Annotated in this window: 26 protein-coding genes; 16 read left to right on the forward strand and 10 right to left on the reverse strand. The window is 57.9% G+C overall.

Annotation, left to right across the window (positions count from 1 at the left end; all coding sequences use genetic code 11):
* Positions 1-3: 3 nt before the first annotated feature.
* Together KPHS_43460 and KPHS_43470 are read right to left on the reverse strand one after the other, a co-directional pair.
* Complete coding sequence (locus KPHS_43460; protein YP_005228646.1) at positions 4-729, reverse strand: MrkB fimbrial protein; 726 nt, start codon at positions 727-729, stop codon at positions 4-6.
* A 71-nt stretch (positions 730-800) separates the two neighbouring features.
* Entirely contained in the window at positions 801-1409 is a 609-nt protein-coding gene (locus KPHS_43470) for an MrkA fimbrial protein (RefSeq protein YP_005228647.1), read from the reverse strand.
* 705 nt (positions 1410-2114) lie between these two features.
* Here KPHS_43470 and KPHS_43480 point away from each other — a divergent pair.
* Positions 2115-2324, forward strand: a complete 210-nt coding sequence (locus tag KPHS_43480) for a DUF1471 domain-containing protein (protein YP_005228648.1) — start codon at positions 2115-2117, stop codon at positions 2322-2324.
* Positions 2325-2419: 95 nt separating this feature from the next.
* On the opposite strand, the gene KPHS_43490 is transcribed toward KPHS_43480, so the two are convergent.
* On the reverse strand, positions 2420-3316 hold the full coding sequence (locus tag KPHS_43490) for an EamA family transporter (protein YP_005228649.1): 897 nt from the start codon (positions 3314-3316) through the stop codon (positions 2420-2422).
* Positions 3317-3397: 81 nt separating this feature from the next.
* On the opposite strand from KPHS_43490, the gene KPHS_43500 reads away from it, so the two are divergent.
* A complete protein-coding gene (locus KPHS_43500; RefSeq protein YP_005228650.1) occupies positions 3398-3904 on the forward strand; it encodes a putative regulatory protein MarR in 507 nt (168 codons plus the stop codon).
* On the opposite strand, the gene KPHS_43510 is transcribed toward KPHS_43500, so the two are convergent.
* On the reverse strand, positions 3901-4857 hold the full coding sequence (locus KPHS_43510) for a nickel/cobalt transporter (RefSeq protein ID YP_005228651.1): 957 nt from the start codon (positions 4855-4857) through the stop codon (positions 3901-3903). The two genes, KPHS_43500 and KPHS_43510, sit on opposite strands and share 4 nt — an antisense overlap.
* Before the next feature lie 1193 nt (positions 4858-6050).
* Here KPHS_43510 and KPHS_43520 point away from each other — a divergent pair.
* A complete protein-coding gene (locus KPHS_43520) occupies positions 6051-6680 on the forward strand; it encodes a FimB protein (protein YP_005228652.1) in 630 nt (209 codons plus the stop codon).
* Positions 6681-7145: 465 nt separating this feature from the next.
* Entirely contained in the window at positions 7146-7754 is a 609-nt protein-coding gene (locus KPHS_43530; RefSeq protein YP_005228653.1) for a site-specific recombinase involved in flagellar phase switching/type 1 fimbriae regulatory protein with FimB, read from the forward strand.
* Between the two features lie 2 nt (positions 7755-7756).
* Here KPHS_43530 and KPHS_43540 read toward each other — a convergent pair whose 3' ends face one another.
* Positions 7757-7870, reverse strand: coding sequence for a hypothetical protein (locus tag KPHS_43540; RefSeq protein ID YP_005228654.1), 114 nt, complete (start codon positions 7868-7870; stop codon positions 7757-7759).
* Positions 7871-8233: 363 nt separating this feature from the next.
* Between KPHS_43540 and KPHS_43550 the strand changes: the two genes are divergently transcribed.
* The 8 genes from KPHS_43550 to KPHS_43620 all read left to right on the forward strand — a co-directional run bounded on the left by KPHS_43550 (position 8234) and on the right by KPHS_43620 (position 16130).
* The gene (locus KPHS_43550) at positions 8234-8782 is read left to right on the forward strand and encodes a major type 1 subunit fimbrin (pilin) (protein YP_005228655.1); all 549 of its coding nucleotides are present in this window, start codon (positions 8234-8236) and stop codon (positions 8780-8782) included.
* A 70-nt stretch (positions 8783-8852) separates the two neighbouring features.
* Positions 8853-9389: a fimbrial protein involved in type 1 pilus biosynthesis gene (locus tag KPHS_43560; protein ID YP_005228656.1), complete on the forward strand. Its 537-nt coding sequence runs from the start codon at positions 8853-8855 to the stop codon at positions 9387-9389.
* A 49-nt stretch (positions 9390-9438) separates the two neighbouring features.
* Positions 9439-10143, forward strand: coding sequence for a periplasmic chaperone (locus tag KPHS_43570; RefSeq protein ID YP_005228657.1), 705 nt, complete (start codon positions 9439-9441; stop codon positions 10141-10143).
* 81 nt (positions 10144-10224) lie between these two features.
* Positions 10225-12837, forward strand: a complete 2613-nt coding sequence (locus KPHS_43580) for an outer membrane protein for export and assembly of type 1 fimbriae (RefSeq protein ID YP_005228658.1) — start codon at positions 10225-10227, stop codon at positions 12835-12837.
* Positions 12838-12847: 10 nt separating this feature from the next.
* Positions 12848-13375, forward strand: coding sequence for a type 1 fimbrial minor component (locus tag KPHS_43590; RefSeq protein YP_005228659.1), 528 nt, complete (start codon positions 12848-12850; stop codon positions 13373-13375).
* A gap of 27 nt (positions 13376-13402) precedes the next feature.
* Entirely contained in the window at positions 13403-13888 is a 486-nt protein-coding gene (locus tag KPHS_43600; RefSeq protein ID YP_005228660.1) for a fimbrial morphology protein, read from the forward strand.
* 14 nt (positions 13889-13902) lie between these two features.
* Positions 13903-14811: a fimbrial protein FimH gene (locus tag KPHS_43610; RefSeq protein YP_005228661.1), complete on the forward strand. Its 909-nt coding sequence runs from the start codon at positions 13903-13905 to the stop codon at positions 14809-14811.
* A complete protein-coding gene (locus KPHS_43620; protein YP_005228662.1) occupies positions 14808-16130 on the forward strand; it encodes a putative fimbrial protein in 1323 nt (440 codons plus the stop codon). Before KPHS_43610 ends, KPHS_43620 begins: the two co-directional genes overlap by 4 nt.
* 132 nt (positions 16131-16262) lie before the next feature.
* Here the strand turns inward: KPHS_43620 and KPHS_43630 are convergent, their stop codons facing one another.
* Positions 16263-16535, reverse strand: coding sequence for an acyltransferase domain-containing protein (locus KPHS_43630; RefSeq protein ID YP_005228663.1), 273 nt, complete (start codon positions 16533-16535; stop codon positions 16263-16265).
* Between the two features lie 11 nt (positions 16536-16546).
* A complete protein-coding gene (locus tag KPHS_43640; RefSeq protein ID YP_005228664.1) occupies positions 16547-16816 on the reverse strand; it encodes a (4Fe-4S)-binding protein in 270 nt (89 codons plus the stop codon).
* 166 nt (positions 16817-16982) lie between these two features.
* Here KPHS_43640 and KPHS_43650 point away from each other — a divergent pair, with 166 nt between their 5' ends.
* The 4 genes from KPHS_43650 to KPHS_43680 are packed head-to-tail and all read left to right on the forward strand — an operon-like array spanning position 16983 to position 21682.
* On the forward strand, positions 16983-17255 hold the full coding sequence (locus KPHS_43650; RefSeq protein YP_005228665.1) for a hypothetical protein: 273 nt from the start codon (positions 16983-16985) through the stop codon (positions 17253-17255).
* Positions 17256-17261: 6 nt separating this feature from the next.
* Positions 17262-18287, forward strand: a complete 1026-nt coding sequence (locus KPHS_43660) for a multidrug resistance protein MdtN (protein YP_005228666.1) — start codon at positions 17262-17264, stop codon at positions 18285-18287.
* Positions 18288-18299: 12 nt separating this feature from the next.
* On the forward strand, positions 18300-20237 hold the full coding sequence (locus tag KPHS_43670; protein ID YP_005228667.1) for a multidrug efflux system protein MdtO: 1938 nt from the start codon (positions 18300-18302) through the stop codon (positions 20235-20237).
* Positions 20234-21682 carry a putative outer membrane efflux protein MdtP gene (locus tag KPHS_43680; protein ID YP_005228668.1) on the forward strand — a complete coding sequence of 483 codons (1449 nt, stop codon included), beginning with the start codon at positions 20234-20236 and terminating at the stop codon, positions 21680-21682. Before KPHS_43670 ends, KPHS_43680 begins: the two co-directional genes overlap by 4 nt.
* Positions 21683-21744: 62 nt before the next feature.
* Here the strand turns inward: KPHS_43680 and KPHS_43690 are convergent, their stop codons facing one another.
* The 3 genes from KPHS_43690 to KPHS_43710 all read right to left on the reverse strand — a co-directional run bounded on the left by KPHS_43690 (position 21745) and on the right by KPHS_43710 (position 24677).
* Positions 21745-22044, reverse strand: coding sequence for a DUF1889 family protein (locus tag KPHS_43690; RefSeq protein ID YP_005228669.1), 300 nt, complete (start codon positions 22042-22044; stop codon positions 21745-21747).
* A 184-nt stretch (positions 22045-22228) separates the two neighbouring features.
* Positions 22229-23782: a di-/tripeptide transporter gene (locus KPHS_43700; RefSeq protein YP_005228670.1), complete on the reverse strand. Its 1554-nt coding sequence runs from the start codon at positions 23780-23782 to the stop codon at positions 22229-22231.
* Positions 23783-24254: 472 nt separating this feature from the next.
* Complete coding sequence (locus KPHS_43710) at positions 24255-24677, reverse strand: arsenate reductase (RefSeq protein YP_005228671.1); 423 nt, start codon at positions 24675-24677, stop codon at positions 24255-24257.
* Positions 24678-24685 lie beyond the last annotated feature (8 nt).

The following is a 24685-nucleotide window of genomic DNA, read 5'->3' on the forward strand; positions in this document are numbered from 1 at the left end:
CCCTTATTTAACGGCCACTTTCACTGCGACATCGGCGCCATAGTCATTAATGTTGTTAACGGTCAGGGTTTCGCCGCGGTTGACGGCGGAGGAGAGCGCCACCGTCTGGCTGGACTGCGGCGCCAGCATCACGGTTTTGCTGTTCAGGGCTTTACCGCCGTCGCGGGAAATACGGCTGACGGTAATGTAGAACGGCGTCGGGTTGTTGATGGCGAGACTACTGCCGCTGGCGGTCAGGGTCAGCTTCTCGGCCGCCGCATCGCGGTTGCCCAGTCCGGCAGGACGATAAATAAATTTAAAGCGCGAACGGATCGCCAGCTGCAGCACGTTCTGGCCTTCATTTTTCTGATTGGCCACCACCGGCGGAATTTCCAGCAGATTCAGCCACCACAGCGTCTCTTTATCTTTCGCCAGACCGGCGCTGCTGCCGAGCTTAATACGCAGCGTCTGGCCGCTCTTGGCGTCAACGCGCGAAATCGGCGGGGTGATAATAAACGGGGTGGTAATGGTATCCGGTGTGGCATCGGCATCGCCGTTATCCAGCCAGGCCTGCGCCAGCGCCGGACGGTCGGCGTTATTTGAAAGCTGTACCGTTATTTCTTTTTCATTTCCTGGATAAATAAAGCGGGTACCGTTAACAATAATATTGTTGGCATGGGCCGCAAAACTAAAAATGAAACAGAAAAAAAGGGCAATACGCTTCATGCTGACCTCAGAATAAAAATACAAGCGGCGGACATTGCCGCTTTATTATTGTTATTAACTGCCCCATCGCGGGGCAGTTTTATTTTCTGACGGAATTACTGGTAAGTAATTTCGTAAGTCGCGTAGCTGTTAACCACACCGGTGGTTACCGTGGTCGGCGCGCTGGTGGCGTAGCCTACGTAGTAGGTGAAACGCGCGCCATCAGCTACAGCGGAAGCGTCGCCTTTCGCTTTCGGCTGAGTGCTGTCACCCGGGATGATTTTGTTGGTCAGCGCGGTAGCGTTGTCAGTAGACAGCACCAGCTGGATGTTCTGAGCACCGGAAGCTTCGGTGTTCGCCAGGTAGCCCTGTTGTTTGCTGGTTGCGCCAGCCAGCAGGTTACCGCCGGTCCAGTTCACGCCCAGTTTGCTTACGTCATCCTGTTTAGTGCCATCAGCAGCCTGGCAGTTAGAGACGTCAATGGTGAAAGATTTCGGTTTCAGGTAAGTATCCGCTGCTGCCGCTTTAACTTCAGTCAGGGTTACCGGAGACAGGTAAACGTTCGCATCGCTGCCCTGGCCGTTAACGGAAACAGTACAGGATACATCGGTAACTTTACCGAAGAAATTAACCTGGCCGCCGCCAACAGTGGTATCAGCTGCATGGGCAGCAGTCATGCCAAAAAACGCGGTTGCCATTGCTGCAGAGAGAAGAACCTTTTTCATTGCCATTTCCTTGTCAGAGTGAATTACGAATCAATGAGCACACTGTGAATTCGCATAGAACCAGAAACATCAGGCGATGCTGATTTATGCCACTGCTAATAGAATCTTCGACTGACCGGGAGCCGCAATATTTAAGGCGTCAGGTAACGAACCTAAAAATATAAGTTCGCTGGTGCTATCGGCGTCAAAGAATGCTATTTATTCGCCGACAAATATACATTTGTTCACGTTTCATTAAGTTATATAACAGATAACCATCGACTATTAATAAACAGCCATTGATAGATGAAAACGCGAGGGTGGTTGTTTACAGCGCAGCAAGCCTAACGCCAGAGCGAGAGAAAGTGACCGCAACAGCATGCAGAAAAAGCCCTCGGAAGGCCATCGCGATAAGTCTGAATCTGCCTTTGCGGTGGTGAAAACAGCACCAAACCATTCACACAACGAATGGTGAAAGCATGAATGAGGCGCATTCCTCTCCCTGAACAAGGGCAGCCCATGTGATCCCCCCTTTCAGAAACAAATCATTAATCCATTGTTTTTAAACTAAAAAATAGATAAACGATCATGTTTACGCCATCAAACCGCCATAAAAATGTGATCTAAATCGCACTTTTTGCCACGCGCGTTATAGTTAGCAGGCTTATTATAAGTCCATCGAAAGCAAACATGCTTTCCACCATAAAAGTTAAAAGGACAAACACCATGAAAAACGTAAAATTACTCGCCGCTGCCGGTATGCTCTCCCTGGTCTCTTTCGCTAGCTTCGCTCATCCGGTGAGCGTGACAGCAGACACCCTGGACAGCGCAGAAGCGAAAATCGCAACCATTGCGAAAGAACAAGGCGCTTCCTATCACATTACCGAAGCGTACACCGGCAACCAGGTCCATATGACCGCCGAGCTGTCTAAATAAGCGAATGGTTGCAGAGGGAGCTGCCGGACAGGCCGCCTGCGGGTGGCTGGTCTGGCTCCCGCCGCCCACCCCGCACGCAGCAATGTCGAGCCCCGTTACGGGGCTTTTTTCGTTTTTGCTCCCGCCGCCTGACGCGCCAGCGCGCGCTGGATAGACAGCACGCTCGCCAGCACCACGATCAATCCCATCAGCGCCATCCCCTGGATCTTTTGTCCGAGGAATATCCATCCCAGTACCACGGCGGTCACCGGGCTCAGCAGACTCATCGCCGACACGGCCACCGGTGAGAGGCGGCCAATCCCCCGAAACCACAGGCCATAGGCCAGCATGGCGCCCGCCAGGCACAGCCACAGATAGCCGGCCGCCTGCAGCACTGTTACCTGATGCAAAGGAGGGTCAACGATCAGCGCCACCGGGGCCAGCACCACCCCACCGATCGTCAGCTGCCAGCCGGTCAGCGCGACGATCGGCAGGGAGAGCGCCCAGCGCCGGGAGAGCCAGGTGCCCAGCGCCATACTGATCGCCCCGAGAAACGCCGCGCCGATGCCCAGCGGGTCGAGTACGGTGTGCGGCGACAGCAGCAGCATGGCCATACCGAGTATGCCGGCGATGGCGGAGAACACCGCCAGCCAGGGCGAGCGCTGCCGGTCGACACACCAGGCGAGGAGCATCACCAGCAGCGGCTGGATCGCGCCGATCACCGCCGCCAGCCCGCCGGGTAAGCGATAGGCGGCGATAAACAACAGCGCCTGAAACGCGCCGATATTTAAGATGCCGGTAACGATCAGCTTTGCCCATTCGCCGCGTTGCGGAAAACGACGGCTCCAGATCAGCAGGGCGATACCTGCCGGCAGCACCCTCAGCAGCGCAGCAATAAATGGGCGGTCAGGGGGAAGAAACTGGGAGGTGACGATGTAGGTCGTCCCCCAGATAGCGGGCGCCAGCGCGGTGAGCAGCAGGTCGAGAATCAGATTACGTGAGAGAAAAGCCATGATTTTATCTTCACTTCAAGGTAAATTAGTGAGTGAAGTATGTACCGCCAAGTATCTTGATATCAAGACAAGTGAGCACTAATGGACAAATCACCGCCGATCGACGCCGTGGATCGCATCCTCGCCCAGTGGCAGCGGGAGCGGCCAGACCTCGACTGCAGCCCCATGGGGCCGATAGGTCGCCTGAAACGATGCGCTATGCTGCTGGAGCCGCAGGTGGAAGTGGCCTTTACGCGCCACGATCTGGTGCGCTGGGAGTTTGACATGCTGGCGACGCTGCGGCGCGCCGGAGCGCCTTTCGTACTTTCGCCCACCCAGCTCTTCTCCACGCTGATGATTACCTCCGGCACCATGACCCATCGTCTGAAGGCGCTGGAGAAACGCGGGTTTATTACCCGCCTGCCCAATCCGGAGGATGCCCGCAGTATGCTGGTCGCCCTGACTTCCGCCGGACGCGAACGGATCGATGCCGCAGTGGAAACCCACGTCGACAACGAACGGCAACTGCTGGCAGGACTCAGTGACGGTGAACGCCAGCAGTTGGATCAGGCGCTGCGGGTGTTGATGCGACTGCTGGAAACGGGCTAACAGCCAGCGGCGATAAAGTCGCCGTTGGCGCTGATCGGCACCACGCTGAAAAACAATCCCACGGCAAAGAGGATCAGCGCCAGACCGCCGAGGATCTTCACCAACGGTACCAGCCAGGGCCGCGGGCGGTGATTCGTGGCCAATCGTTTGACCGTCCGATGGCGCGCATAGTGAACCAGTAGCGACAGACCGAGGATCGAGAGCGCGGTGCCCAGCGCCATGCTCATCACCGCGGCGATGCCCCAGCTAACAATCCCCAACGCATTGGCGAATAATAAAATCATGATCGCCCCGCTACAGGGCCGAACGCCGATAGCCAGCACCACGCCAAGGCGCGTCTTCCAGTCAGCGCCCTGCAGATCCTGCCCCACGCCGTGATGGCCGCAGCCGCACGAGGCGTCATGCTGATGCGCTGGCGTCAGACGGCGAATCACCTGTTTTGTCGGCCACAGGCTTTGCAGAGCGCGAAAGATAACATAAGCCCCAAAGACGCCGATGGTCAGGGCGCTGATCTTCTCGACGTACCAGCGGCTGGCGCTAAGATAGCCGGCGGCCAGATTCAGCCCCACCGCAAGAATAAAGACGAAGAGTATCGCAGTGACGCCCTGTAACAGGCTGCCGAGAAAGGGCACCACCCGCGCCGCCGTCAGGCTCTCCTGATTGGTGCTCAGGTAGGTCGTCACGATAAATTTACCGTGTCCCGGTCCGACGGCGTGCAGCACGCCATAGAGAAAGGCCCCCACCAGCAGCCAGATACCGCCGCTGTACTGATGGTTATTCAGCAACAGAAGGTACATCACCAGATAGCGATGCAGGGTAATTTGGGTGGCGAGACACCACTGGAGAAAGTCACCCCAGTGGCTGTGCAAGGTGATAGCGGCGGCCAGCAGTAGAAGGCCGCCGCACCCGGCCGCCAGCAGGCGCCAGTCGCGGAGCGCAATCGGAGTCGTCATCGTTATACCATTGTAGTAAACGTAAACCGCCTGACAGCAACTTTACGACAGGCGAGCGAAGGCGTCAGCGCTGAAGGGTGAGGAATTTGTCGAAGCTGTTCACGGGATTGTTCGTAGTCACCAGGCTCCGCATTATCTACCGATCGCTATCTTCCCGACACCGTATTAGCGCAGAATGCCTCAATATCTTGAGCATACCACAGCTATATCTTTTTATGCGTTATTGGTTACCAATACCTTTTAACAGGAATAATTACTCAAAAAATCACAGATAAAAATAAATAACTTATTTCTTGGCGAGCATTTTTTGTCAGTTATTATGCTGCGCTTCCGGCAAGAATATTCTTTAACTGCTATTTATTGTACTCTTCAGCAGGATCACTTCCATGAAAAGAGGCTTACTTACCCTGGTTACTGCTGCCATCGCTTTCCGTACAGGCCACCTGGCGCAGCGACAAGCGCCAGGTGGCACGTGACGAAAAGTGGTGAACCGGCAGGCTTCGGCGTATCCTGGATGTGAGTCCTTCCCGCGCCGAAGCGAGTATTCCAACCCGCCGCCAGACCGTGTCGCAATACTTACCTGTCCTCTACTACCTCCCATTGATATCTTCCTGTATACGTTGACCGTGACGAGTTTTCATCTCATTCAACCGCATGTACCAGATTAAGCTTACCCGTTGAAATACGGCGTAATGTGCTCTATTACAGACAATGCTATTATCACCAGGCTTTTTGCAGTATGGTTTAATCACTGTTGTAGTTTTGCAGTGAATGCTATCCAGACGACTTAAGGTTGTATTTTGTCTGAGAAATTTCTCATGCCATTCCCGAAGGTTGTCGGCGAGGGAGGCTGGTTTACAGGGGTGACATTGCCCAGTAAACAGGCAATCAATCATGACGGCATTGATAGCCGCCTTGCCGTGGCCGGAAGCCCAAGCCTTCATCATCATGCGGGTATCATCAAGAGGATCAGGGATGTACAGGACGTGGAAACCCCCAGGAAAGATTCATCAGTTCAGCCAGCTCACCCTTTCTTTACCCTTCAGATCGCGGCCTCTTATCGTTAGCAATGGAGCTAGCCCATGATACCGCTCGCGCTCGTAGCAAATTAAAACGTTATCACCACGCTGTTTCAAAATAAAAAGGCAGTCAAATTTAACAATGACCTGACGCAGGCTCGGAAAACCAAAAATATGCCTGCAATAAAAGGGAAAACCATGACGAATAACGCCGACATAAAAAAAAGGAACTTCCTGACTCAGAATGAAATTGAGTCTTTACTTAAAGCGGCCGATACCGGTCCTTATGCTGCACGTAATTATTGCCTGACGTTACTGTGCTTCATCCATGGTCTGCGCGCCAGCGAGATCTGTCGTCTACGAATATCGGATATCGACCTTGCTGCCCGATGTGTTTACATCCATCGGCTTAAAAAAGGGTTTTCGACTACCCACCCGTTGCTGGATAAAGAGATCTACGCCCTAAAGCGCTGGCTGGCCATTCGCAGCAGCTGGCCGCAGGCCGCCAGCGAATGGCTGTTTCTCTCCCGCAAAGGTAATCCCCTTTCCCGCCAACAGTTTTATCAGATTATCGCGTCCTCAGGGGGACTGGCAGGGCTGCCACTGGAGATCCACCCGCACATGCTGCGGCACTCCTGTGGCTTTGCGTTGGCGAATATGGGGATCGATACCCGCTTGATACAGGATTATCTCGGGCATCGCAATATCCGCCACACCGTCTGGTATACCGCCAGCAATGCGGGACGCTTCTATGGCATCTGGGACAATCCCCGTGACAAACAGCGATCGTCGCTGATCCAATAGCCTTGACGCCACGGATGGCGTTGTATCGCGATCGGTCGACAAATTAAAATATTCATGATTATTAACCCTGCGTTAATTAGGATTACTGTTCCCACAAGTTCTTATTTAATCCTTATTACTGAGAGTTAATATAACCCTGCGTTTACTCAGGAATAAGACTGGGTATTTATTGGTGGGAAAAAATTTCCGCGGCTGTGTGTTTAATAGCGGCTGGTAATGAAAAATATCCTTTCATTTTATATACCTGGCGGCAACCCGCGCAGATACTATTGAGCCGATGATTAAAATCTTTAAAATTAAGAATTATCACCCGACGATATTTTTAGTGTCTGGCAATGTAATATGTTATCAATTCGTGATTAATCATCTTCACCCTGTACCGTTTTAGCATTACAGAACCTTTCTCGTCATGGCGTATGGTTTCGCTGTGACGGTCATTCATACCTATTTTCAGGAGCAACTATTGTGAACCGACGTCGTTTTCTAACCGCCAAAGAAGTTCAGGCCATGATGCAGGCTGCTCGTCAGGGCCCTACCGGCGAACGGGACTACTGCCTCATTCTGCTGGCCTTTCGCCATGGTATGCGCATTAGCGAACTGCTGGATCTGCATTATCACGATCTGGATCTCCATGAAGGGCGGGTTAATGTGCGGCGATTAAAGAATGGTTTTTCGACGATTCATCCACTGCGTTTTGATGAGCGCGAGGCGATTGAGCGCTGGAGCCTGGTCCGTGCCGGCTGGAAAGCGGCGGACAAAACGGACGCACTGTTTATCTCCCGCCGCGGCACCGCGCTCTCCCGCCAGCAGGCGTATCGTATTATTCGCTCTGCCGGGGAAAATGCGGGTACCGTCACGCACACTCACCCCCATATGCTGCGTCACGCCTGCGGCTATGAACTGGCTGAAAGAGGGACAGATACGCGTTTGATACAGGATTATCTAGGACATCGTAATATTCGTCACACAGTACGTTACACCGCCAGTAATGCGGCACGTTTCGCTGGCATCTGGGAAAGAAATAATCTTTTAGAGGAAAAAGACCAGAAGACGAAAAATGAAATAACAGATTGATTTTAAAGAATTAAAAAAATAACGAACAGGTCAATTGGGGCCAAACTGTTTATATCATAAAAATGTTTTGACATATTTTGCAACTCACTGCGCCATATTTCCGCAAAAAAAATCATATCTCATTGATTATTATCTATTTTTAAACCTGCAATTACTCACTTTTCTCTAACCATATCTCTGCTGCACCGGCGATCCGTCGCCAACGCCATCGCTATTCCTTTCGCACCCCCTCCCACCACACCAGATTATATTACCATAAAAACCAAATTTGGCAGCATTTAAAACCACAGAATACCAGGTTGACACAAAATACAGATCATTTATCCCAACGAGTCAAAATGGCCCCAATTGTCTCATCGGTTGGGCGAAAACTGTGCAGAGCCGGCAGCCGGACCACTCGGCTGAAATCTGAAATGCCTGGAAGGCACAACGGCTGCCAATCCGGTTCGTTATTTCGACATCGTTCAAAGGAAAACAGTATGAAAATCAAAACACTGGCAATGATTGTTGTGTCAGCCCTGTCACTGAGCTCCACGGCAGCTCTGGCCGATACCACCACGGTCAACGGCGGGACCGTGCATTTTAAAGGAGAAGTCGTTAATGCGGCCTGTGCGGTGGATGCCGGCTCTATCGATCAAACCGTTCAGTTAGGCCAGGTGCGTTCCGCGAAACTGGCCACGGCGGGGAGCACCAGTTCGGCCGTCGGTTTCAACATCCAGCTGGATGATTGCGACACTACGGTAGCCACCAAAGCGTCCGTCGCCTTCGCCGGTACGGCCATCGACAGCAGCAATACCACCGTTCTGGCCCTGCAAAACTCTGCCGCTGGCAGCGCAACCAACGTCGGCGTGCAGATCCTCGACAATACCGGTACGCCACTGGCACTGGACGGCGCCACCTTCAGTGCTGCGACCACGCTGAATGACGGCCCCAACATCATCCCGTTCCAGGCACGTTACTACGCGACCGGCGCAGCGACGGCTGGTATAGCGAACGCGGATGCCACGTTCAAAGTGCAGTACGAGTAAGACCCGAGTCAGGCAGGGAAGCTATTCGGGCCAGGAGGGCCCGCTCTCTATTTTCAACCGGAGTGAAACGATGCAGGGAATGAAATCTGGTCTGCTGCTGCTACTGCCTCCGCTGGCGCTGGCCGGTAATCATTGGAACGTCACGCTGCCGGGGGGCAGCATGCGTTTTCAGGGCCTGATAATGGCGAGCTCCTGCCACGTCGAAGCCGGCGATCGGCAGATGACGGTCAATCTGGGGCAGATCAGCAGTAATCGATTTCATGCTGTCGGCGAAGACAGCAACCCAATCCCTTTCGCGATTCATTTACAGGATTGCAGTACGGCGGTCAGCCAGCATGTGGGTGTGACCTTTCACGGCGTGGCTGATGGAAAAAACCCCGACGTGCTGTCGGTGGGTGAAGGTCCGGGGATCGCCAGTGGGATCGGTATTGCGCTATTCGACAGCCAGGGCCAGCAGCTCCCGCTCAATCGTCCAACGGATCGCTGGATATCACTCTACCGCGGACGGACGACGCTAAATTTCGTCGCCAAATATCGGGCGACCGGACGCCAGGTCACCGGCGGTGCAGCCAATGCCCAGGCCTGGTTCTCATTGACCTATCAGTAATTAATCCGCAGACAAACAGGACAACACGGTGAGCAGACAAGGAGATAATGTGAGAAAAACGGCAACGATGGCGCATGGCTTACTGGCAGGATGTGTGCTTTTCGCCGCCAGTATCTTTAGCGCCAGCGCGCAGGCGGGCGTTGCGCTTGGCGCGACCCGGGTTATCTACCCGGCGGGACAGAAGCAGGTCCAGCTCGCGGTGACCAATAATGATGACAACAGTACCTGGCTTATTCAGTCATGGGTGGAAAATGCCGATGGTCAGCGAGACGGCCGGTTTGTCATCACTCCTCCGCTGTTTGCCATGCAGGGTAAAAAAGAGAACACCCTGCGCATTATCGACGCCACCAATAACCAGCTGCCGCAGGATCGGGAAAGTCTGTTCTGGATGAACGTGAAGGCGATCCCTTCGATGGATAAATCAAAGCTCAGCGACAATACCCTGCAGCTGGCGATTATCAGCCGCATCAAGCTCTACTACCGTCCGGGAAAACTGGCCCTGCCTCCGGATCAAGCGGCGGAAAAGCTGACCTTTAGCCGTAGCGGATCGTCGCTGACGCTGACGAACCCCACCCCCTATTACCTGACGGTGACCGAACTGAACGCCGGGACACGCATTCTGGAGAACGCCCTCGTACCGCCGATGGGCAAAACCAGCGTCAAGCTACCCGCGGATGCCGGGAACACCATCACCTATCGCACGATTAATGATTACGGCGCGCTGACGCCGAAAATGAATGGCGTGCTGCGCTAACCCAGAAGCGCCCCGCCGCGCGGGACACGCTGCGCATGACCAGAAGCAATGACAGCCGGGCAACGTCGGACCGGAGGGATAATGTCACATCGGAAATATGGACTGGATCATTTAGGTTGCCGAACTGCCCGGCGCCTGGTATCTCCGGCGCTGGCGCTGTGGCTCTGCTCACAGCCGTTTGCCGCGCGGGCGGACCTCTATTTTAACCCCCGCTTTTTAGCTGACGATCCGGCGGCGGTGGCTGACCTGTCGGGATTTGAAAAAGGCCAGGAGGTTCCGCCAGGCACCTATCGCGTCGATATTTATCTCAACAATGGTTTTATGACCACCAGGGACGTCACCTTCCAGGCCGATGCCCAGGGTCACGGTCTGTCCCCCTGCCTGACACGCGGCCAGCTGGCGAGCATGGGTGTGGATACCGGTCGGGTGCCGGGCATGGCGACGCTGGACAGCACGGCCTGCGTGCCGCTGACCACGCTTATCAGCGAAGCTACCACGCGCTTCGACGTCGGACAGCAGCGCCTGTACCTCACCGTCCCCCAGGCATTTATGGGTAACCATGCGCGCGGCTATATTCCGCCGGAGCTGTGGGATAACGGTATCACCGCCGGGCTGATAAACTATAACTTCACGGGCAATAACGCCCATAACACCACAGGTGGCAGCAGCCGTTACGCCTATCTGAATCTACAGAGCGGCCTGAACATTGGCGCCTGGCGTCTGCGCGATAACAGCACCTGGAGCTACAGCAGCGGCGGTAGCACCTCATCCAACGAGAATCGCTGGCAGCACGTTAACAGCTGGCTTGAGCGGGACATCACGCCTCTGCGTTCGCGACTCACCCTAGGGGACAGCTACACCAACGGCGATGTCTTCGACGGGATCAACTTCCGCGGCGCCCAGCTGGCCTCCGACGACAATATGCTACCGGACAGCCAGAAAGGCTTTGCGCCGGTGATCCACGGGATCGCCCGCGGCACGGCGCAGGTGTCAATCAGGCAAAACGGCTACGAAATCTACCAGAGCACAGTGCCGCCGGGACCATTTACCATCGACGATCTCTACGCCGCGGGCAATGGCGGCGATCTGCAGGTCACGATCAAAGAAGCGGATGGCTCCCGCCAGGTCTTCAGCGTGCCCTGGTCAACGGTGCCGGTTCTCCAGCGTGAAGGCCATACCCGCTTCGCCCTCACCGCCGGGGAGTACCGCAGCGGCAACAGTCAGCAGGAAACGCCCGATTTTTTCCAGGGCACGGTCATGCATGGCCTGCCGGCAGGCTGGACGCTCTACGGCGGCACCCAGCTGGCAGACCGCTATCGCGCCTTTAACCTTGGGGTGGGGAAAAACATGGGCTATTTCGGCGCCCTGTCGCTGGATATCACTCAGGCCAACGCCACCCTGGCTGACGACAGCGAACATCAGGGGCAGTCGGTGCGTTTTCTCTATAACAAATCCCTGGATGAGACCGGCACCAACCTGCAGCTGGTGGGCTACCGCTACTCTACCCGCGGCTATTATAACTTTGCCGATACCACTTACCGCCGGATGAGCGGCTACAGTGTGGAAACCCAGGACGGCGTTATCCAGGTAAAACCGAAATTTACCGACTACTACAATCTGGCTTACAGCAAGCGCGGCAAGGTGCAGCTGAGCGTGACTCAGCAGTTGGGGCGCACCGCCACCCTCTATCTCAGCGGTAGCCACCAGACCTACTGGGGCACCGACGATGCCGATGAGCAGCTGCAGGCCGGCCTCAACGCCGCCGTGGACGATATCAACTGGTCGCTAAGCTACAGCCTGACAAAAAACGCCTGGCAGCAGGGGCGCGATCAAATGCTGGCGATCAATATCAATATCCCCTTCAGCCACTGGCTGCGTTCCGACAGCCGCTCGGTCTGGCGGCACGCCAGCGCCAGCTACAGCCTGTCGCACGATCTCAATGGCCGCATGACCAATCTGGCGGGCCTGTACGGCACCCTGCTGGAAGACAACAACCTCAGCTATAGCATGCAGACCGGCTATGCCGGCGGCGGCAACGGCGACAACGGGAGCACAGGCTACACCGCCCTCAACTACCGCGGCGGCTACGGCAACGCCAACGTCGGCTACAGCCGCAGCGATGGCTTTAAACAGCTCTATTACGGGGTCAGCGGCGGCGTGCTGGCGCACGCCAACGGCATCACCCTGAGCCAACCGTTAAACGATACCGTGGTGCTGGTGAAAGCCCCCGGCGCCGGCGGCGTGAAAGTGGAAAACCAGACCGGGGTACGCACCGACTGGCGCGGGTATGCCGTCCTGCCTTATGCCACTGAGTATCGTGAAAACCGGATCGCGCTGGATACCAACACCCTGGCGGACAATGTCGACCTTGACGATGCGGTGGTCAGCGTGGTGCCCACCCATGGGGCGATTGTCCGCGCCAACTTTAACGCCCAGGTGGGGATGAAGATCCTGATGACGCTGACCCATCGCGGCAAACCGGTGCCGTTTGGCGCCCTCGCCACCGGCGACAGCAACCAGAGCGGCAGCATCGTCGCGGACAACGGCCAGGTCTACCTGAGCGGGATGCCGCTGGCGGGCAAAGTGCGGGTGAAATGGGGCGATGGCCCGGACGCTCAGTGCGTGGCCGATTACCGTCTGCCGCCGGAGAGCCAGCAGCAGGCGCTCAGTCAGCTTTCGGTCGCGTGCCGCTAAGGAGATCATGATGAGAACACTGCAGTATCTGCTGGGCGCCCTGTTCACCCTGGGCGCACCGGCTGCGCTTGCCGCCGATAGCACGATCGCCATCAGCGGCTATGTCCGCGATAACGCCTGCACGGTAGCCGGCGAATCGAAGGATTTTACTGTCGATTTACAGGATAACGCCGCGAAGCAGTTTTATGCCGTTGGGGCAACGACGCCGCCGGTGCCGTTCCGCATCGTGCTGTCGCCCTGCGGCACTTCCGTCACCGCGGTGAAGGTCGGTTTCACCGGCGTGGCGGACAGCGTCAACACCAGCCTGTTAAAACTCGATGCCGGGACCTCGGCGGCGGCAGGAATGGGGGTGGAAATTCTCGATCAGCAGCAGTCCCGGCTGCCGGTCAATGCGCCGTCATCCACCATGACCTGGACCACGCTGACCCCGGGCCAGACCAATATTCTCAACTTTTACGCCCGGCTGATGGCCACTCAGGTGCCCGTCACCGCCGGGCATGTCAATGCGACAGCGACATTCACCCTGGAATTTCAGTAAGCGGAGGCTGAAATGAAATGGACTCATGTGGGCTGGCTGCTGGCCGGCCTGTTAACCGCGAGCGCTTCCCTGCGGGCGGCCGACGTCACTCTCACCGTCAACGGCAAGGTGGTGGCCAGACCCTGCACGGTTTCCACCGTCAATGCCACCGTCGAGCTGGGCGATCTCTATACCTTTAGCCTGATCGGTGCGGGCTCGGCATCGGCCTGGCACAGCGTGGCGCTGGATCTGAGCAACTGCCCCGTGGGTACTTCACGGGTGAAAGCCACCTTCAGCGGAACGGCGGACAGCACCGGCTATTACAAAAACCAGGGAACGGCGGGCAATATTCAGCTCGAACTGCAGAACGAGGACGGCACCACGCTGAACAATGGCAGCAGCCAGTCGGTACAGGTGGATGAGGCCAGCCAGTCCGCTCGCTTCCCGCTGCAGGTCAGGGCGCTGTCCGTCAACGGCGGCGCCACGCAAGGCACCATTCAGGCGGTGATTAACGTCACCTATACCTACGCCTGAGCCAGGAGAGCATCATGATGAAAAAAATAATCCCCCTGTTCACCACCCTGCTGCTGCTGGGCTGGTCGATGAACGCCTGGTCCTTTGCCTGCAAAACGGCCACCGGGGCGACGATTCCCATCGGCGGCGGGTCAGCCAACGTCTACGTTAACCTGACCCCGGCGGTGAACGTCGGGCAAAACCTGGTGGTCGACCTCTCCACGCAGATTTTTTGCCATAACGACTATCCGGAAACGATCACCGACTACGTGACCCTGCAGCGCGGATCCGCCTATGGCGGTGTGCTGTCGAGTTTTTCAGGCACCGTGAAATATAACGGCACCTCTTACCCGTTCCCGACCACCACGGAAACCGCGCGGGTGATTTATGATTCACGGACCGATAAACCCTGGCCGGCCGTCCTGTATCTGACGCCGGTGAGCACTGCCGGTGGAGTGGCCATCACCGCAGGATCGTTAATCGCGGTGCTGATCCTGCATCAGACCAACAACTACAATAGCGACTCCTTCCAGTTCATCTGGAACATTTACGCCAACAACGACGTGGTGGTCCCCACCGGCGGCTGCGATGTCTCCGCCCGCGATGTCACCGTCACCCTCCCCGACTACCCGGGATCGATGGCCGTGCCGCTCACCGTCCACTGCGCGCAAAGCCAGCAGCTGGGGTATTACCTCTCCGGCACCACCGCGGACAGCGCCAACGCGATCTTCACCAATACCGCCTCCGCCTCGCCGGCGCAGGGGATAGGCGTTCAGCTGACGCGCAACGGCAGCGCCGTCCCGGCGAACAGCACGGTCTCGCTGGGCACCGTCGGCACCTCGCCGGTCAACCTCGGCCTGACGGCCACCTATGCCCGGACCACAGGCCAGGTTACCGCCGGCAACGTGCAGTCGATCATCGGCATCACCTTTGTCTATCAATGATGACCGATTATATCCTCTCGCCCTGCTCGCTGGCCGCCCGCGGGTTGAGCCAGCTGATGCTGAACGCCGCGAAGCGGCCCGTTGAGCTGCCGGTCGAGGGCGTGTCCCTGCGCGAACTGGCCGCCGTGAAGCGGATCGTAGTGTATCTCCCTGACGATCCCCTGTGGATGCTCACCACGCTGCGCCAGGCGGCAAGGCTACTCGACGAGGCCTTGCCGCCGTTACCGATGTTGATTCTGAGCCGCAGCCCGGCCATCTGGCTGTGGCAAACGCTGCTCTATCAGGTGAGTCATCCGGATCGTCTGCGCAACGTCCATACTGCCCCCGCCGATCTGTCCTGCGCGGAGCTGGCCCATCGGCTGGAGAATGCGCCGCGGCTTGAGCGGCTTGCCAGCGAAGCCGCCCTGATCCACGGAAAACGGGTCGTCGGGTTGACCCACGCCGAGCTCAAGGTGATCCTCGCCCTGCTGCAAGGGCAGACGATAGGCGAGCAGGCCCAACGTCTCGGATTGAGCCAGAAAACGCTCTACACCCAGCGGCTGGCTGGGGTGAAAAAGCTGGTGGAATGTCATCCGCATCTGGCCCCCCGCTTTCCGCGCACGCTGCTGCCGCGCTCACCCGCAAACGCACTGACGGCGTTTGAACAGGAATGGGTACAAGCGATTCACGATCGCCAGGTCTTCCCGGTTTTTCAACCTATCGTCGATAGTCGCTCACAGCTACAGGGGGTGGAGATCCTGATCCGCTGGCGCCACCGCGGCCAGGTACTTCACCCCCAGACCTTTCTACCGCACTTCCGCGCCGACTACACCTGGCTACTGCTTACGGCCTTTGTTCTGCAGGAGGCCGTGCAGAATATTAATGAGTATCCAGGCACCTTCTATTTTTCGGTCAACATACCCTCCTCACTCGCCGACAGTGACAGCCTGCTGCGGATGGTGGAAGCCGCTCGCCAGCAGCTTCGGCAGCCAGAGGGCGTGGCAAGGCTGGTGCTGGAATATGCTGAAACTATCGATTTTCGCCATCAGAGCCGCTCCGCCGCCCACGTGGCGCAGCTGCAACGTGCTGGCGTGCGCGTGATGCTGGACGACTGCTTTTCTCAGGGGAGCGTTATCTTTCCGGCGCGTCGACTGCACTTCAATGCGTATAAACTGGATATGAGCATCGTCAACGACGCCCAGCACGATCCGAAGGCGCTTGCGCTAATAAAAAGCCTGGCCTACTACTGCCAGTTAAGCGACAGTCGCTGTGTGGCGGAAGGGGTGGATTCACTGGCGAAATTTACGCAGTTAAAATCGCTGGGGATTGATCGCTTCTAGGGCTATCTGTTTTCACCACCGATGCGGCGTGAACATCTCCCGGATCTGATCCGCCGCTTTTCCCACCAGCGCGATCCGGCGGATCGTTGAGGGTGCGAGAAAAGCGCACCGGTTAGCACCGGTGCCGGTACGTCATGCGCGAATATCGTCGTATTCGCGGGTGTTATCGAATTCATGTTTGGCAAACGGGCAGAGAGGGATAATCTTCCGCTGCTCCTGGCGCATTTTTTCCACTACCTTCGCCACCAGCTGTTTCCCCACGCCCTGGCCTTTCAGGCTGGGATCAACATCGGTATGTTCGATAATGCTGAGGTGTTCGCCGGTGGGAACAAAAACAATCTCCGCCACCTGGTTTCCCTGCGCGTCGTTAACATAAAATTTGTTATGCCCTTCCAGTATTTCCATCTTCTCCTCGCTTATTTATGACGATATTGCAGAGCGCCGCTCGGGCAGGTATCAATCACGTTTACCACCGTCGCGACATCCACTTCATCCGGGATAATCCACGGCTTACGCTTCAGGTTGAAGAGCTTCGCGCTGCCGCGCACGCAGTTCCCGGAATGCTGACAGATCGCCGTATTAAAGTAGACGTCGATTTTCTCCCCGGTGTAGGCCCGGTAGCCGGCTTCCAGTAATTCCTTATCCATGACATTGCCTCGGTCGTTTTTATCTTTCAGGCTAAGCATAGCCCTCGCCGTGGCGGCTGACTATGCGCAAGCGCGGGAATTGACGCCTCACATCATGCTCTCCCATCGCACAAGGATCCCGCAGTCAACGATCGGTTGACTTTCATTCCCGCAACGAGGCGATTACACTCATGACACACTGGTATGATCACTCAGGGATGTTCCATTGAATCATATTGCCACCATCGCCCGCCCGGCGCGGTTACTGCTCGTCTTGCCGCTTTCCGGCTGCTCACTTTCGCCAGAGATCCCGGTATTGGGCGCTGCTTTTCCCGGCTGGTTTTTCTGCTTACTGGGCGGTGCGTTTTTACTGATCCCCTGCCATATCCTGATTACCCGTAAAGGCTGGCAGCCGCGCTTTTCTCCCCTGGTCTTCAGCTACGTCGCGCTGATGTTCCTGTTCGCCACGTTGCTGTGGTTTCTGTTTTTTGTTCACTGATCGCTTATGACAACTTCCCGCACTTCCCTGTTACGCAAAAAGTGGCCTCTGCTGGCGCTGGTCCTTGCCGCCATCCTGGCGCTGATCCTCGTTATCTGGCAGTTGCAAACCTCGCCGGAGACCAATGACGCCTATGTCTATGCCGATACCATCGATGTAGTGCCCGAGGTCAGCGGACGCATCGTGGAGATGCCCATTCGCGATAACCAGCGGGTGAGAAAAGGCGATCTGTTGTTCCGCATCGACCCCCGCCCCTATCAGGCAATGCTCGATGACGCGAAAGCCCGGCTGACGACCCTCGACGCGCAGATCATGCTGACCCAGCGCACTATCAAAGCGCAGGAGTATAACGCCCAGTCGGTGGCGGCCGCCGTCGAGCGCGCCAGAGCGCTGGTTAAGCAGACCACCTCCACGCGTATCCGCCTTGAGCCGCTGGTGCCGCAGGGGTTCGCTTCCCAGGAAGATCTCGATCAGGCGCGCACCGCTGAGAAAGCGGCGCGGGCGGAGCTGGAGGCCACGCTGCTGCAGGCCAAACAGGCCTCGGCGGCCGTGACCGGCGTGGATGCCATGGTGGCGCAACGCGCCGGGGTCCTGGCGCAAATCGCCCTCGCTGAACTGCATCTGGAATTTACCGAAGTGCGCGCGCCGTTCAACGGCGTGGTGGTGGCGCTGAAAACCACCGTCGGCCAGTACGCCTCGGCGCTGAAGCCGGTCTTCACCCTGCTTGATGACGACCGCTGGTATGTGATCGCGAACTTCCGCGAAACCGACCTGAACAACGTGCGCCCCGGCGTGGCGGCGCGGATCACCGTGATGACCAACCACAACCGGACCTTTAACGGGGTGGTGGATTCGGTCGGCTCCGGGGTCCTGCCCGAAGGTGGGAGCGTCATCGAAGGGCTGCCGCTGATCCAGAAAAGCATTAACTGGGTCCACGTCTCGCAGCGCTTCCCGGTGAAAATCGCCGTCAGCGATCCCGACCCGGAACTGTTCCGCATGGGCGCCTCGGCCAGCGCCGTGCTGCAGCCGTAGCCGGGCGACGCTATGTTTCCTCTCGCCCATTTTTTACGCCAGGAACTGCGCGACGCGCCGGGACGCGCCAGCTACACGCTGCGCCTGACGCTAAGCTGCGCGGTGCTCATCACCCTGTTTATGACCCTGCAGATCCCTTTCCTGGCCGTTGCGCTGATCGTCGTGTTCTACGTCAGCCAGCCTAACGTGTTGATGATTAAGCTGGTCAGCGTGGTCTTTTTTGTCACCGTCACCGTGGCGCTCGGCGGCGTGCTGCTGATCATCAAGTGGACCTATGACTACCCGCTGATCCGCCTGGCGGCCTCCGTGGCGCTCTTTTTCTGCGCCCTCTATCTGATGCGGGTGCTGGGCAAGCTGGGACTGGCCTTTTTCGTGGTGGCGCTGGCGGTGATTTACGCTCAGACCTTCCCGTCGATGACCAGCCAGAGCGAGATCCTGGTGCGGCTGCTGCTTTGGCTGTGGGTGGCGATTAACACCGCGATCCTCGTCACCCTGCTGGTCAACGCCTGCTTTCAGCAGGCCTTTCCCGGTAACCAGTTTAAGGCGCGCCTGGCCGGGATGCTGCACGAGGTCGCCCGGCGGCTGGCGGCCCCGGACGCTGAAGCGCCACCGACCTTCGGCGAGACCGCCGCGCAGTTCAATCAGCTGCAGTCGCTGTTCGCCCAGGCCAGCCGGGCGACACCGGAGATCGCCGCCGATCCCCTGGCCTGGCGCTCGCGGCTGGCCGCCACTTTGCGCTGCTACCAGCTGGCGGCCCTGCTGCAAGCAGACGAGGCGGATAGTGACGATCGCCAGCAGCTGTCGCAGGCGGTACTTCAGCTGAAGAACGCCCTTAGCGAGGAGCCGTTTGACGGCGCTATTCCTCCCCTGACGCTCAGCGGTCGCGGCGTCAATCGCGCTGTTCTGCAGGAGATGGCTACCACTCTGCAGCGGCTGGCGCAGGGTGAGCCGGTTGCCCTGCCGCAGGGTGAGGTGGAGAAGGCGCCCCTGCTGGCGCCGGACGCCTGGCGCAACCCGGCATATCTCCATTTTGCGCTCAAGACCCTGCTGGCGACCCTAATCTGCTATGTCTTCTATACCGCTGCCGACTGGCAGGGTCTACATACCATTATGCTGAGCTGCGTGATCGTCGCCCAGCCCGGGCTGGGCGCCACGATGCAAAAGACATGGCTGCGCATCGGCGGGGCGCTGCTCGCCTCCCTGCTGGCGCTGCTGTTAATCGTCTTTGTCCAGCCCTGGACCGATTCGCTGACGGGCCTGCTGGCGATGTCCCTGCCGGTGCTGGCGCTGGCGGCGTGGATTGCCGCCGGCTCGGAGCGTATCGCCTACGCCGGGATCCAGATTGGTTTCACCTTTGCGCTGGCCTTTCTCAGCTGGTTTGCTCCGCTGACGAACCTCACCGAGCTCCGGGATCGGGTGCTGGGCATCCTGCTCGGGGTGCTGGTCTCCTCCATTGTTCATTTGTATCTCTGGCCGGACAGCGAAGCGCCGCAGCTGAAAACCCGCCTTGCGGCACTCTATCGCCGGCTGGCGGACTGCCTCGCCGCCCCGAAGGAGGCGGTTCCGCTGGCTCCCCTGCTTGTCGCCTTCACCGACAGCGAAGCGCTGATCCACCGGGTTCGCGCCGAACCGCTGGGCACGTATGCTCACCCCTGGCCCCAGGCGAAAGACTGGCCGATGCGCGCCACCCTCGCCCAGGCCGAGGAGATCGCCCGCCTCAGCGAAGGCTACCGACTCAACGCCGCGCCGGGAGACCCGACCCTGGCCCGCTGCGCCGAACAGCTGCGGCGCTACGCTGAACGTATCGAACAGGAGGCGACGGCGCCTGGCGAACAGCTGACCGCCGAACTGACTAACCCCTTTGGCCCGGCGCTGGCCGCCGCGCTGGCCGCCCTGCCCGACTGGGGGCCGACACCGATAGCGACTGAGCAACAGGCTAAAACGTCATGATGATCCTTCCTTTCTCCGCGCGCCTGCGCGGCACTCTTTTTACCCTGACGCTGACGTTGCTCAGCGGCTGCGCGCTGATCCAGGATGAGCCTGCCCAGGTCGCCATCGTCAATCCGCAGCAGGCCCAGCTGGCGCAGGTGATCCACCTGGCGAACAGCGACTGGCCGGCCGCCCGCTGGTGGGAGGCCTATGATGATCCTCAGCTCAATATGCTGATCAACCGGGCGCTGCAGAACTCGCCGACCATGCAGGCCGCCCGGCTGCGCATCTCCCAGTCGCAGTCCACGGTGGAACTCGCCCGGTCGGCGATGGGCCTGCAGGCTACCGCCGTCGCGGCGCAAAACCGCCTGCGGATCACCGACAAATCCTTTAGCTGGCCCTACTCATACTCCCTGCCGGTGGATAAAAACGGCCCCTGGTATACGCTGAATACCGTTGGCGTCGGGGCGCAGCTGAATATCGATCTCTGGGGGGCCGATCGCGCCCGGGTCGCCGCCGCTATTGGCGAGAAAAACGCCCGGCTGGCGGAGACCGCCGGCATTGAGCTCGACATCGCCAGCAGCGTGGCGCAGCTCTATTTCGCCATGCAGGCGACGTTCCAGAAAATCGCGCTGCTGCAGGAGCTGGAGGGCATTGCCCGATTCTCGGTGGAAGCCCACGAGCACCGGACCCGGCGCGGTCTGGAAGACAGTGTGGATGTGGCCAACGCCCAGGCCGAACAGCTCGCCGCTCGCCAGCAGATCATTAGCGCCGAGGGGATGCTGACCCAGTATCGTGAAACCCTGCGGGCGCTGATCGGCGCCGATGCGCAGAGCATGCCGGCCATCCATCCGGTGGCGCTGCCGGCGCTCCAGGAGACGCTGCCGCCGTCGCTCTCTTTCGAGCTGCTGGCCCGCCGTCCGGACCTGCAGGCGCTGCGCGGCTACGTCACCGCCTCCCTGAGCCAGGTCGATGCGGCGAAAGCGGCCTTCTACCCCCATTTTGATATCAAAGCGTTCTGGGGCTATAACGCCCTGAGCGTCGGGGATCTGTTTAAGTCCTCTTTCCAGCAGATCAACCTGCTGCCCGGGCTGTATCTGCCGATCTTCGACGGCGGCCGTCTGAACGCTAATCTGCAGTCGGTACGCACCGCCAGCAACATCCTGATCAAACAGTACAACCAGGCGGTGCTGGATGCGGTTCGCGATGTCGCCATCAGCTCCAGCCAGCTTAACGACCTGAATCAGCAGCGCGCGCTGCAGCAGCTAAAAGTCACCGCGGCGCAGACCACCACCGATAGCGCTCGCGCTCATTATCAGCGCGGCCTCCTCAGCCGCTACGCCGCCGAAGAAGCCCGCCGGGCGGTCCTCGCCCAGCAGCTGTTGCTGCTGGACATTGAGGCCCAGCGGCTAAGCACCGACATTACCCTGATCAAAGCCCTGGGCGGCGGCTATCGAGGGCAGTAACAAAAATGCCTTCCCAATAGGGGAAGGCATTAAGCTGAAGAGGCGGGGTGGATGCGCGGCGATTACACCAGGGCGCGCAGCTCTTCCCGCATATAGGTGGAAAAGAATTCCGGATGCTTAATCACCAGCCGTTCGCCGGCGGCGACCCGTTCAGCCCACTCCGCCACTTTGTCGGTAAACCCAGCGCTCCAGCCCTGCTGTTGGCCGCGCGCAGCGACGTCGGCCGGGGTGGCGGGTACGCCCAGTTCTTTTAAATATTTGAGAATTCCCTTCGCGGTACTTTCATCCATAGACTGTGGTACTGGCTCAGACGTATTCATACCACCGATGAAATCCAATGCTTTATCAATGACTGCTGGCATAGGTGTGTCCTTATATTAACCACATAGTAAACCTGACTACACTATGGACCGGAAAGCGACGTGATTTCAAAGAACACGCTCACGTTATGGGACATCGCGCATTGTGAAAAGGGGATTTTGTTCTGCTGGGGCGGGGATTGGACAAAAAACAAGCCGGCCCCGTAGGGCCGGCCTGAGGATCGCGTCAGGCGTTGCTGAGGGATTTTTGCGCGGCGCTGGACCGACTGTTCTCCAGCATCCGGCGGACCGGGACAATCAGCACGGCCAGCACGGCGGCGCAGATCAGCAATGCGATGGAGCAGCGGGCGAAGAGGTCCGGCAGCAACGACAGCTGATCGGCCTTCACATGACCGCCGATCAGGCCCGCCGCCAGGTTACCCAGCGCGCTGGCGCAAAACCACAGCCCCATCATCTGGCCGCGCATTCTCTCCGGCGCCAGCAGAGTCATGGTCGCCAGCCCAATCGGGCTGAGGCACAGTTCACCGAGCGTCAGCATCAGGATGCTGCCCACCAGCCACAGCGGCGACACACCGGCCCCGCCGTTGCTCAGAACGTTCTGCGCCGCCAGCATCATCAGGCCAAAGCCCGCCGCTGCGCACAGGATGCCAATCACGAATTTGGTCATACTGCCCGGACGAACGTTTTTACGCGCCAGCGCAGGCCACGCCCAGCTGAATACCGGCGCGAGGAGAATGATAAACAAGGCGTTAATCGACTGGAACCAGACCGCGGGGATCTCAAAATCGCCGATCATCCGGTTGGTATAGTCGTTAGCAAACAGGTTGAAGGAGGTCGGTTTCTGTTCAAACGCGGACCAGAAAAAGGCCGCCGAGACCAGCAAAATAAAGCATACCAGCAGGCGCGCCCGCTCTTTACGGTTGAGTCCGGCGAAGACGAACAGCCAGATGAAATAGAGCGCCACGGAGGCGGCAATTACATAGACCAGCACGCTGGCCACCGCCACCGGGTTAATCACGATCGTGCCCAGGCTGATAAGCGTGACCAGCACCGCCACTCCCAGAGCCAGCGCCAGCAGCCACGCTCCAACGCCATTCTTTTTCGCCACCGGGCTGTTCCAGGTGGAATCGAGGCCAACCTCCGCGTCATAGCGCTTCATCGACGGTACGGCAAAGACACGGAAAATGATCAGCGCCACCAGCATCCCGATCCCCCCGATGCCGAAGCCCCAGTGCCAGCCATGCGATTTGATAAGCCAGCCAGAGATCAATGGCGCGATAAACGAGCCGATGTTGATCCCCATGTAAAACAGCGAAAAACCACCGTCGCGGCGCGCGTCGCCCTTTTTATACAGGGTGCCGACCATCACCGAGATACAGGTTTTAAACAACCCGGAACCCAGGACGATAAACATCAGACCGATAAAGAACAGATCGTTGCCCAGCCATGCTGACAGAGCGATCGACAGGTGCCCCAGGGCGATCAGGATAGAGCCGTACCAGACGGCGCGTTGTTGGCCAAGCCAGTTATCCGCCAGCCAGCCGCCAGGCAGCGCGGCCAGATACATACTGCCGGCAAAAATCCCAACGATCGCCGAGGCGTTCTCTCGCGCCAGGCCCATGCCGCCGTCGTACACTGTCGCCGCCATAAACAGGATCAGTAAAGGACGGATGCCGTAAAACGAGAAGCGCTCCCACATTTCAGTGAAGAACAGGGAGCCCAGCGGATAAGGATGGCCGAAAAAGGTACGGCTTTCGTTTTTATTAACAGAGGAATGCATAAATTCTCCAGGTAAGGTGCGCCGCAGCGCAAGTTAACCGTATAAAGCAGGCTGACGATTTATAATTTGTTTGCATTAACATCAAACACGAGCATTTTTAACCATTTGATAACCACGCAATGGTTTTGTCCAGCCCCTTACCTTCCCTTTTTAGATGAAAAGTCGACAAACATCTAGTTTTACAGATTTAATGTTCGCAATAATGCAAACGACGTTGACTTTATATCATTACGCACAAAACGAAATTTTACCCATTAAAAACAAACAGTTAATAATTTATCGAGAGACATAAACCACCGGCGCAGAGGCGGTGTATAACGGCAGGAAAAGTAAGGGAAACAGACTGGATAGTGGAGAAATAGCGCTAAGCGAGAATATTGTCAGCAATCCAGGCGCTACATACCTGGAGAGCCTACCATACAGCAGGTTTAACACGGCATGCCGGCTGCTACAGCCGGCGCCATTCTGCGCGCTATTTCACACGCTGCCCTGCGGCATCAATGACTGGCTCACCGTCCTCCTTCACGAATGCGCCTTTTTGTGGCGCCGTCAGGATCTCCAGCACCACCTCTGACGGGCGGCAGAGTCGGGTGCCCTGCGGCGTCGTTACGATCGGACGGTTAATCAGGATCGGATGCTGAAGCATAAAGTCGATTATCTGGTCGTCAGTAAACCGGTCTTCCGCCAGGCCCAGCGCGTCGTAGGGTTCGACGTTTTTCCGCAGCAGCGCGCGCACCGGGATCCCCATCGCGGCGAGCAGCTGGCGCAGCTCATCACCCGACGGCGGCGTCTCCAGATAATAGATAACGGTGGGCTCGGCGCCGCTGTTACGGATCAGCGCCAGCGTATTACGCGAGGTGCCGCAGTCAGGGTTATGGTAAATGGTGATGCTCATAGTACGTT

This window comes from Klebsiella pneumoniae subsp. pneumoniae HS11286, from assembly GCF_000240185.1.
Lineage (GTDB): Bacteria > Pseudomonadota > Gammaproteobacteria > Enterobacterales > Enterobacteriaceae > Klebsiella > Klebsiella pneumoniae.

Excerpts from the sequence above, each read along its gene's own strand:
- KPHS_43470 (YP_005228647.1), bottom strand. The coding sequence starts at position 1,409 with ATGAAAAAGGTTCTTCTCTCTGCAGCAATGGCAACCGCGTTTTTTGGC.
- KPHS_43480 (YP_005228648.1), top strand. The coding sequence starts at position 2,115 with ATGAAAAACGTAAAATTACTCGCCGCTGCCGGTATGCTCTCCCTGGTC.
- KPHS_43490 (YP_005228649.1), bottom strand. The coding sequence starts at position 3,316 with ATGGCTTTTCTCTCACGTAATCTGATTCTCGACCTGCTGCTCACCGCG.
- KPHS_43500 (YP_005228650.1), top strand. The coding sequence starts at position 3,398 with ATGGACAAATCACCGCCGATCGACGCCGTGGATCGCATCCTCGCCCAG.
- KPHS_43510 (YP_005228651.1), bottom strand. The coding sequence starts at position 4,857 with ATGACGACTCCGATTGCGCTCCGCGACTGGCGCCTGCTGGCGGCCGGG.
- KPHS_43520 (YP_005228652.1), top strand. The coding sequence starts at position 6,051 with ATGCCTGCAATAAAAGGGAAAACCATGACGAATAACGCCGACATAAAA.
- KPHS_43540 (YP_005228654.1), bottom strand. The coding sequence starts at position 7,870 with ATGATTTTTTTTGCGGAAATATGGCGCAGTGAGTTGCAAAATATGTCA.
- KPHS_43550 (YP_005228655.1), top strand. The coding sequence starts at position 8,234 with ATGAAAATCAAAACACTGGCAATGATTGTTGTGTCAGCCCTGTCACTG.
- KPHS_43560 (YP_005228656.1), top strand. The coding sequence starts at position 8,853 with ATGCAGGGAATGAAATCTGGTCTGCTGCTGCTACTGCCTCCGCTGGCG.
- KPHS_43580 (YP_005228658.1), top strand. The coding sequence starts at position 10,225 with ATGTCACATCGGAAATATGGACTGGATCATTTAGGTTGCCGAACTGCC.
- KPHS_43590 (YP_005228659.1), top strand. The coding sequence starts at position 12,848 with ATGAGAACACTGCAGTATCTGCTGGGCGCCCTGTTCACCCTGGGCGCA.
- KPHS_43610 (YP_005228661.1), top strand. The coding sequence starts at position 13,903 with ATGATGAAAAAAATAATCCCCCTGTTCACCACCCTGCTGCTGCTGGGC.
- KPHS_43620 (YP_005228662.1), top strand. The coding sequence starts at position 14,808 with ATGATGACCGATTATATCCTCTCGCCCTGCTCGCTGGCCGCCCGCGGG.
- KPHS_43630 (YP_005228663.1), bottom strand. The coding sequence starts at position 16,535 with ATGGAAATACTGGAAGGGCATAACAAATTTTATGTTAACGACGCGCAG.
- KPHS_43640 (YP_005228664.1), bottom strand. The coding sequence starts at position 16,816 with ATGCTTAGCCTGAAAGATAAAAACGACCGAGGCAATGTCATGGATAAG.
- KPHS_43660 (YP_005228666.1), top strand. The coding sequence starts at position 17,262 with ATGACAACTTCCCGCACTTCCCTGTTACGCAAAAAGTGGCCTCTGCTG.
- KPHS_43670 (YP_005228667.1), top strand. The coding sequence starts at position 18,300 with ATGTTTCCTCTCGCCCATTTTTTACGCCAGGAACTGCGCGACGCGCCG.
- KPHS_43680 (YP_005228668.1), top strand. The coding sequence starts at position 20,234 with ATGATGATCCTTCCTTTCTCCGCGCGCCTGCGCGGCACTCTTTTTACC.
- KPHS_43690 (YP_005228669.1), bottom strand. The coding sequence starts at position 22,044 with ATGCCAGCAGTCATTGATAAAGCATTGGATTTCATCGGTGGTATGAAT.
- KPHS_43700 (YP_005228670.1), bottom strand. The coding sequence starts at position 23,782 with ATGCATTCCTCTGTTAATAAAAACGAAAGCCGTACCTTTTTCGGCCAT.
- KPHS_43710 (YP_005228671.1), bottom strand. The coding sequence starts at position 24,677 with ATGAGCATCACCATTTACCATAACCCTGACTGCGGCACCTCGCGTAAT.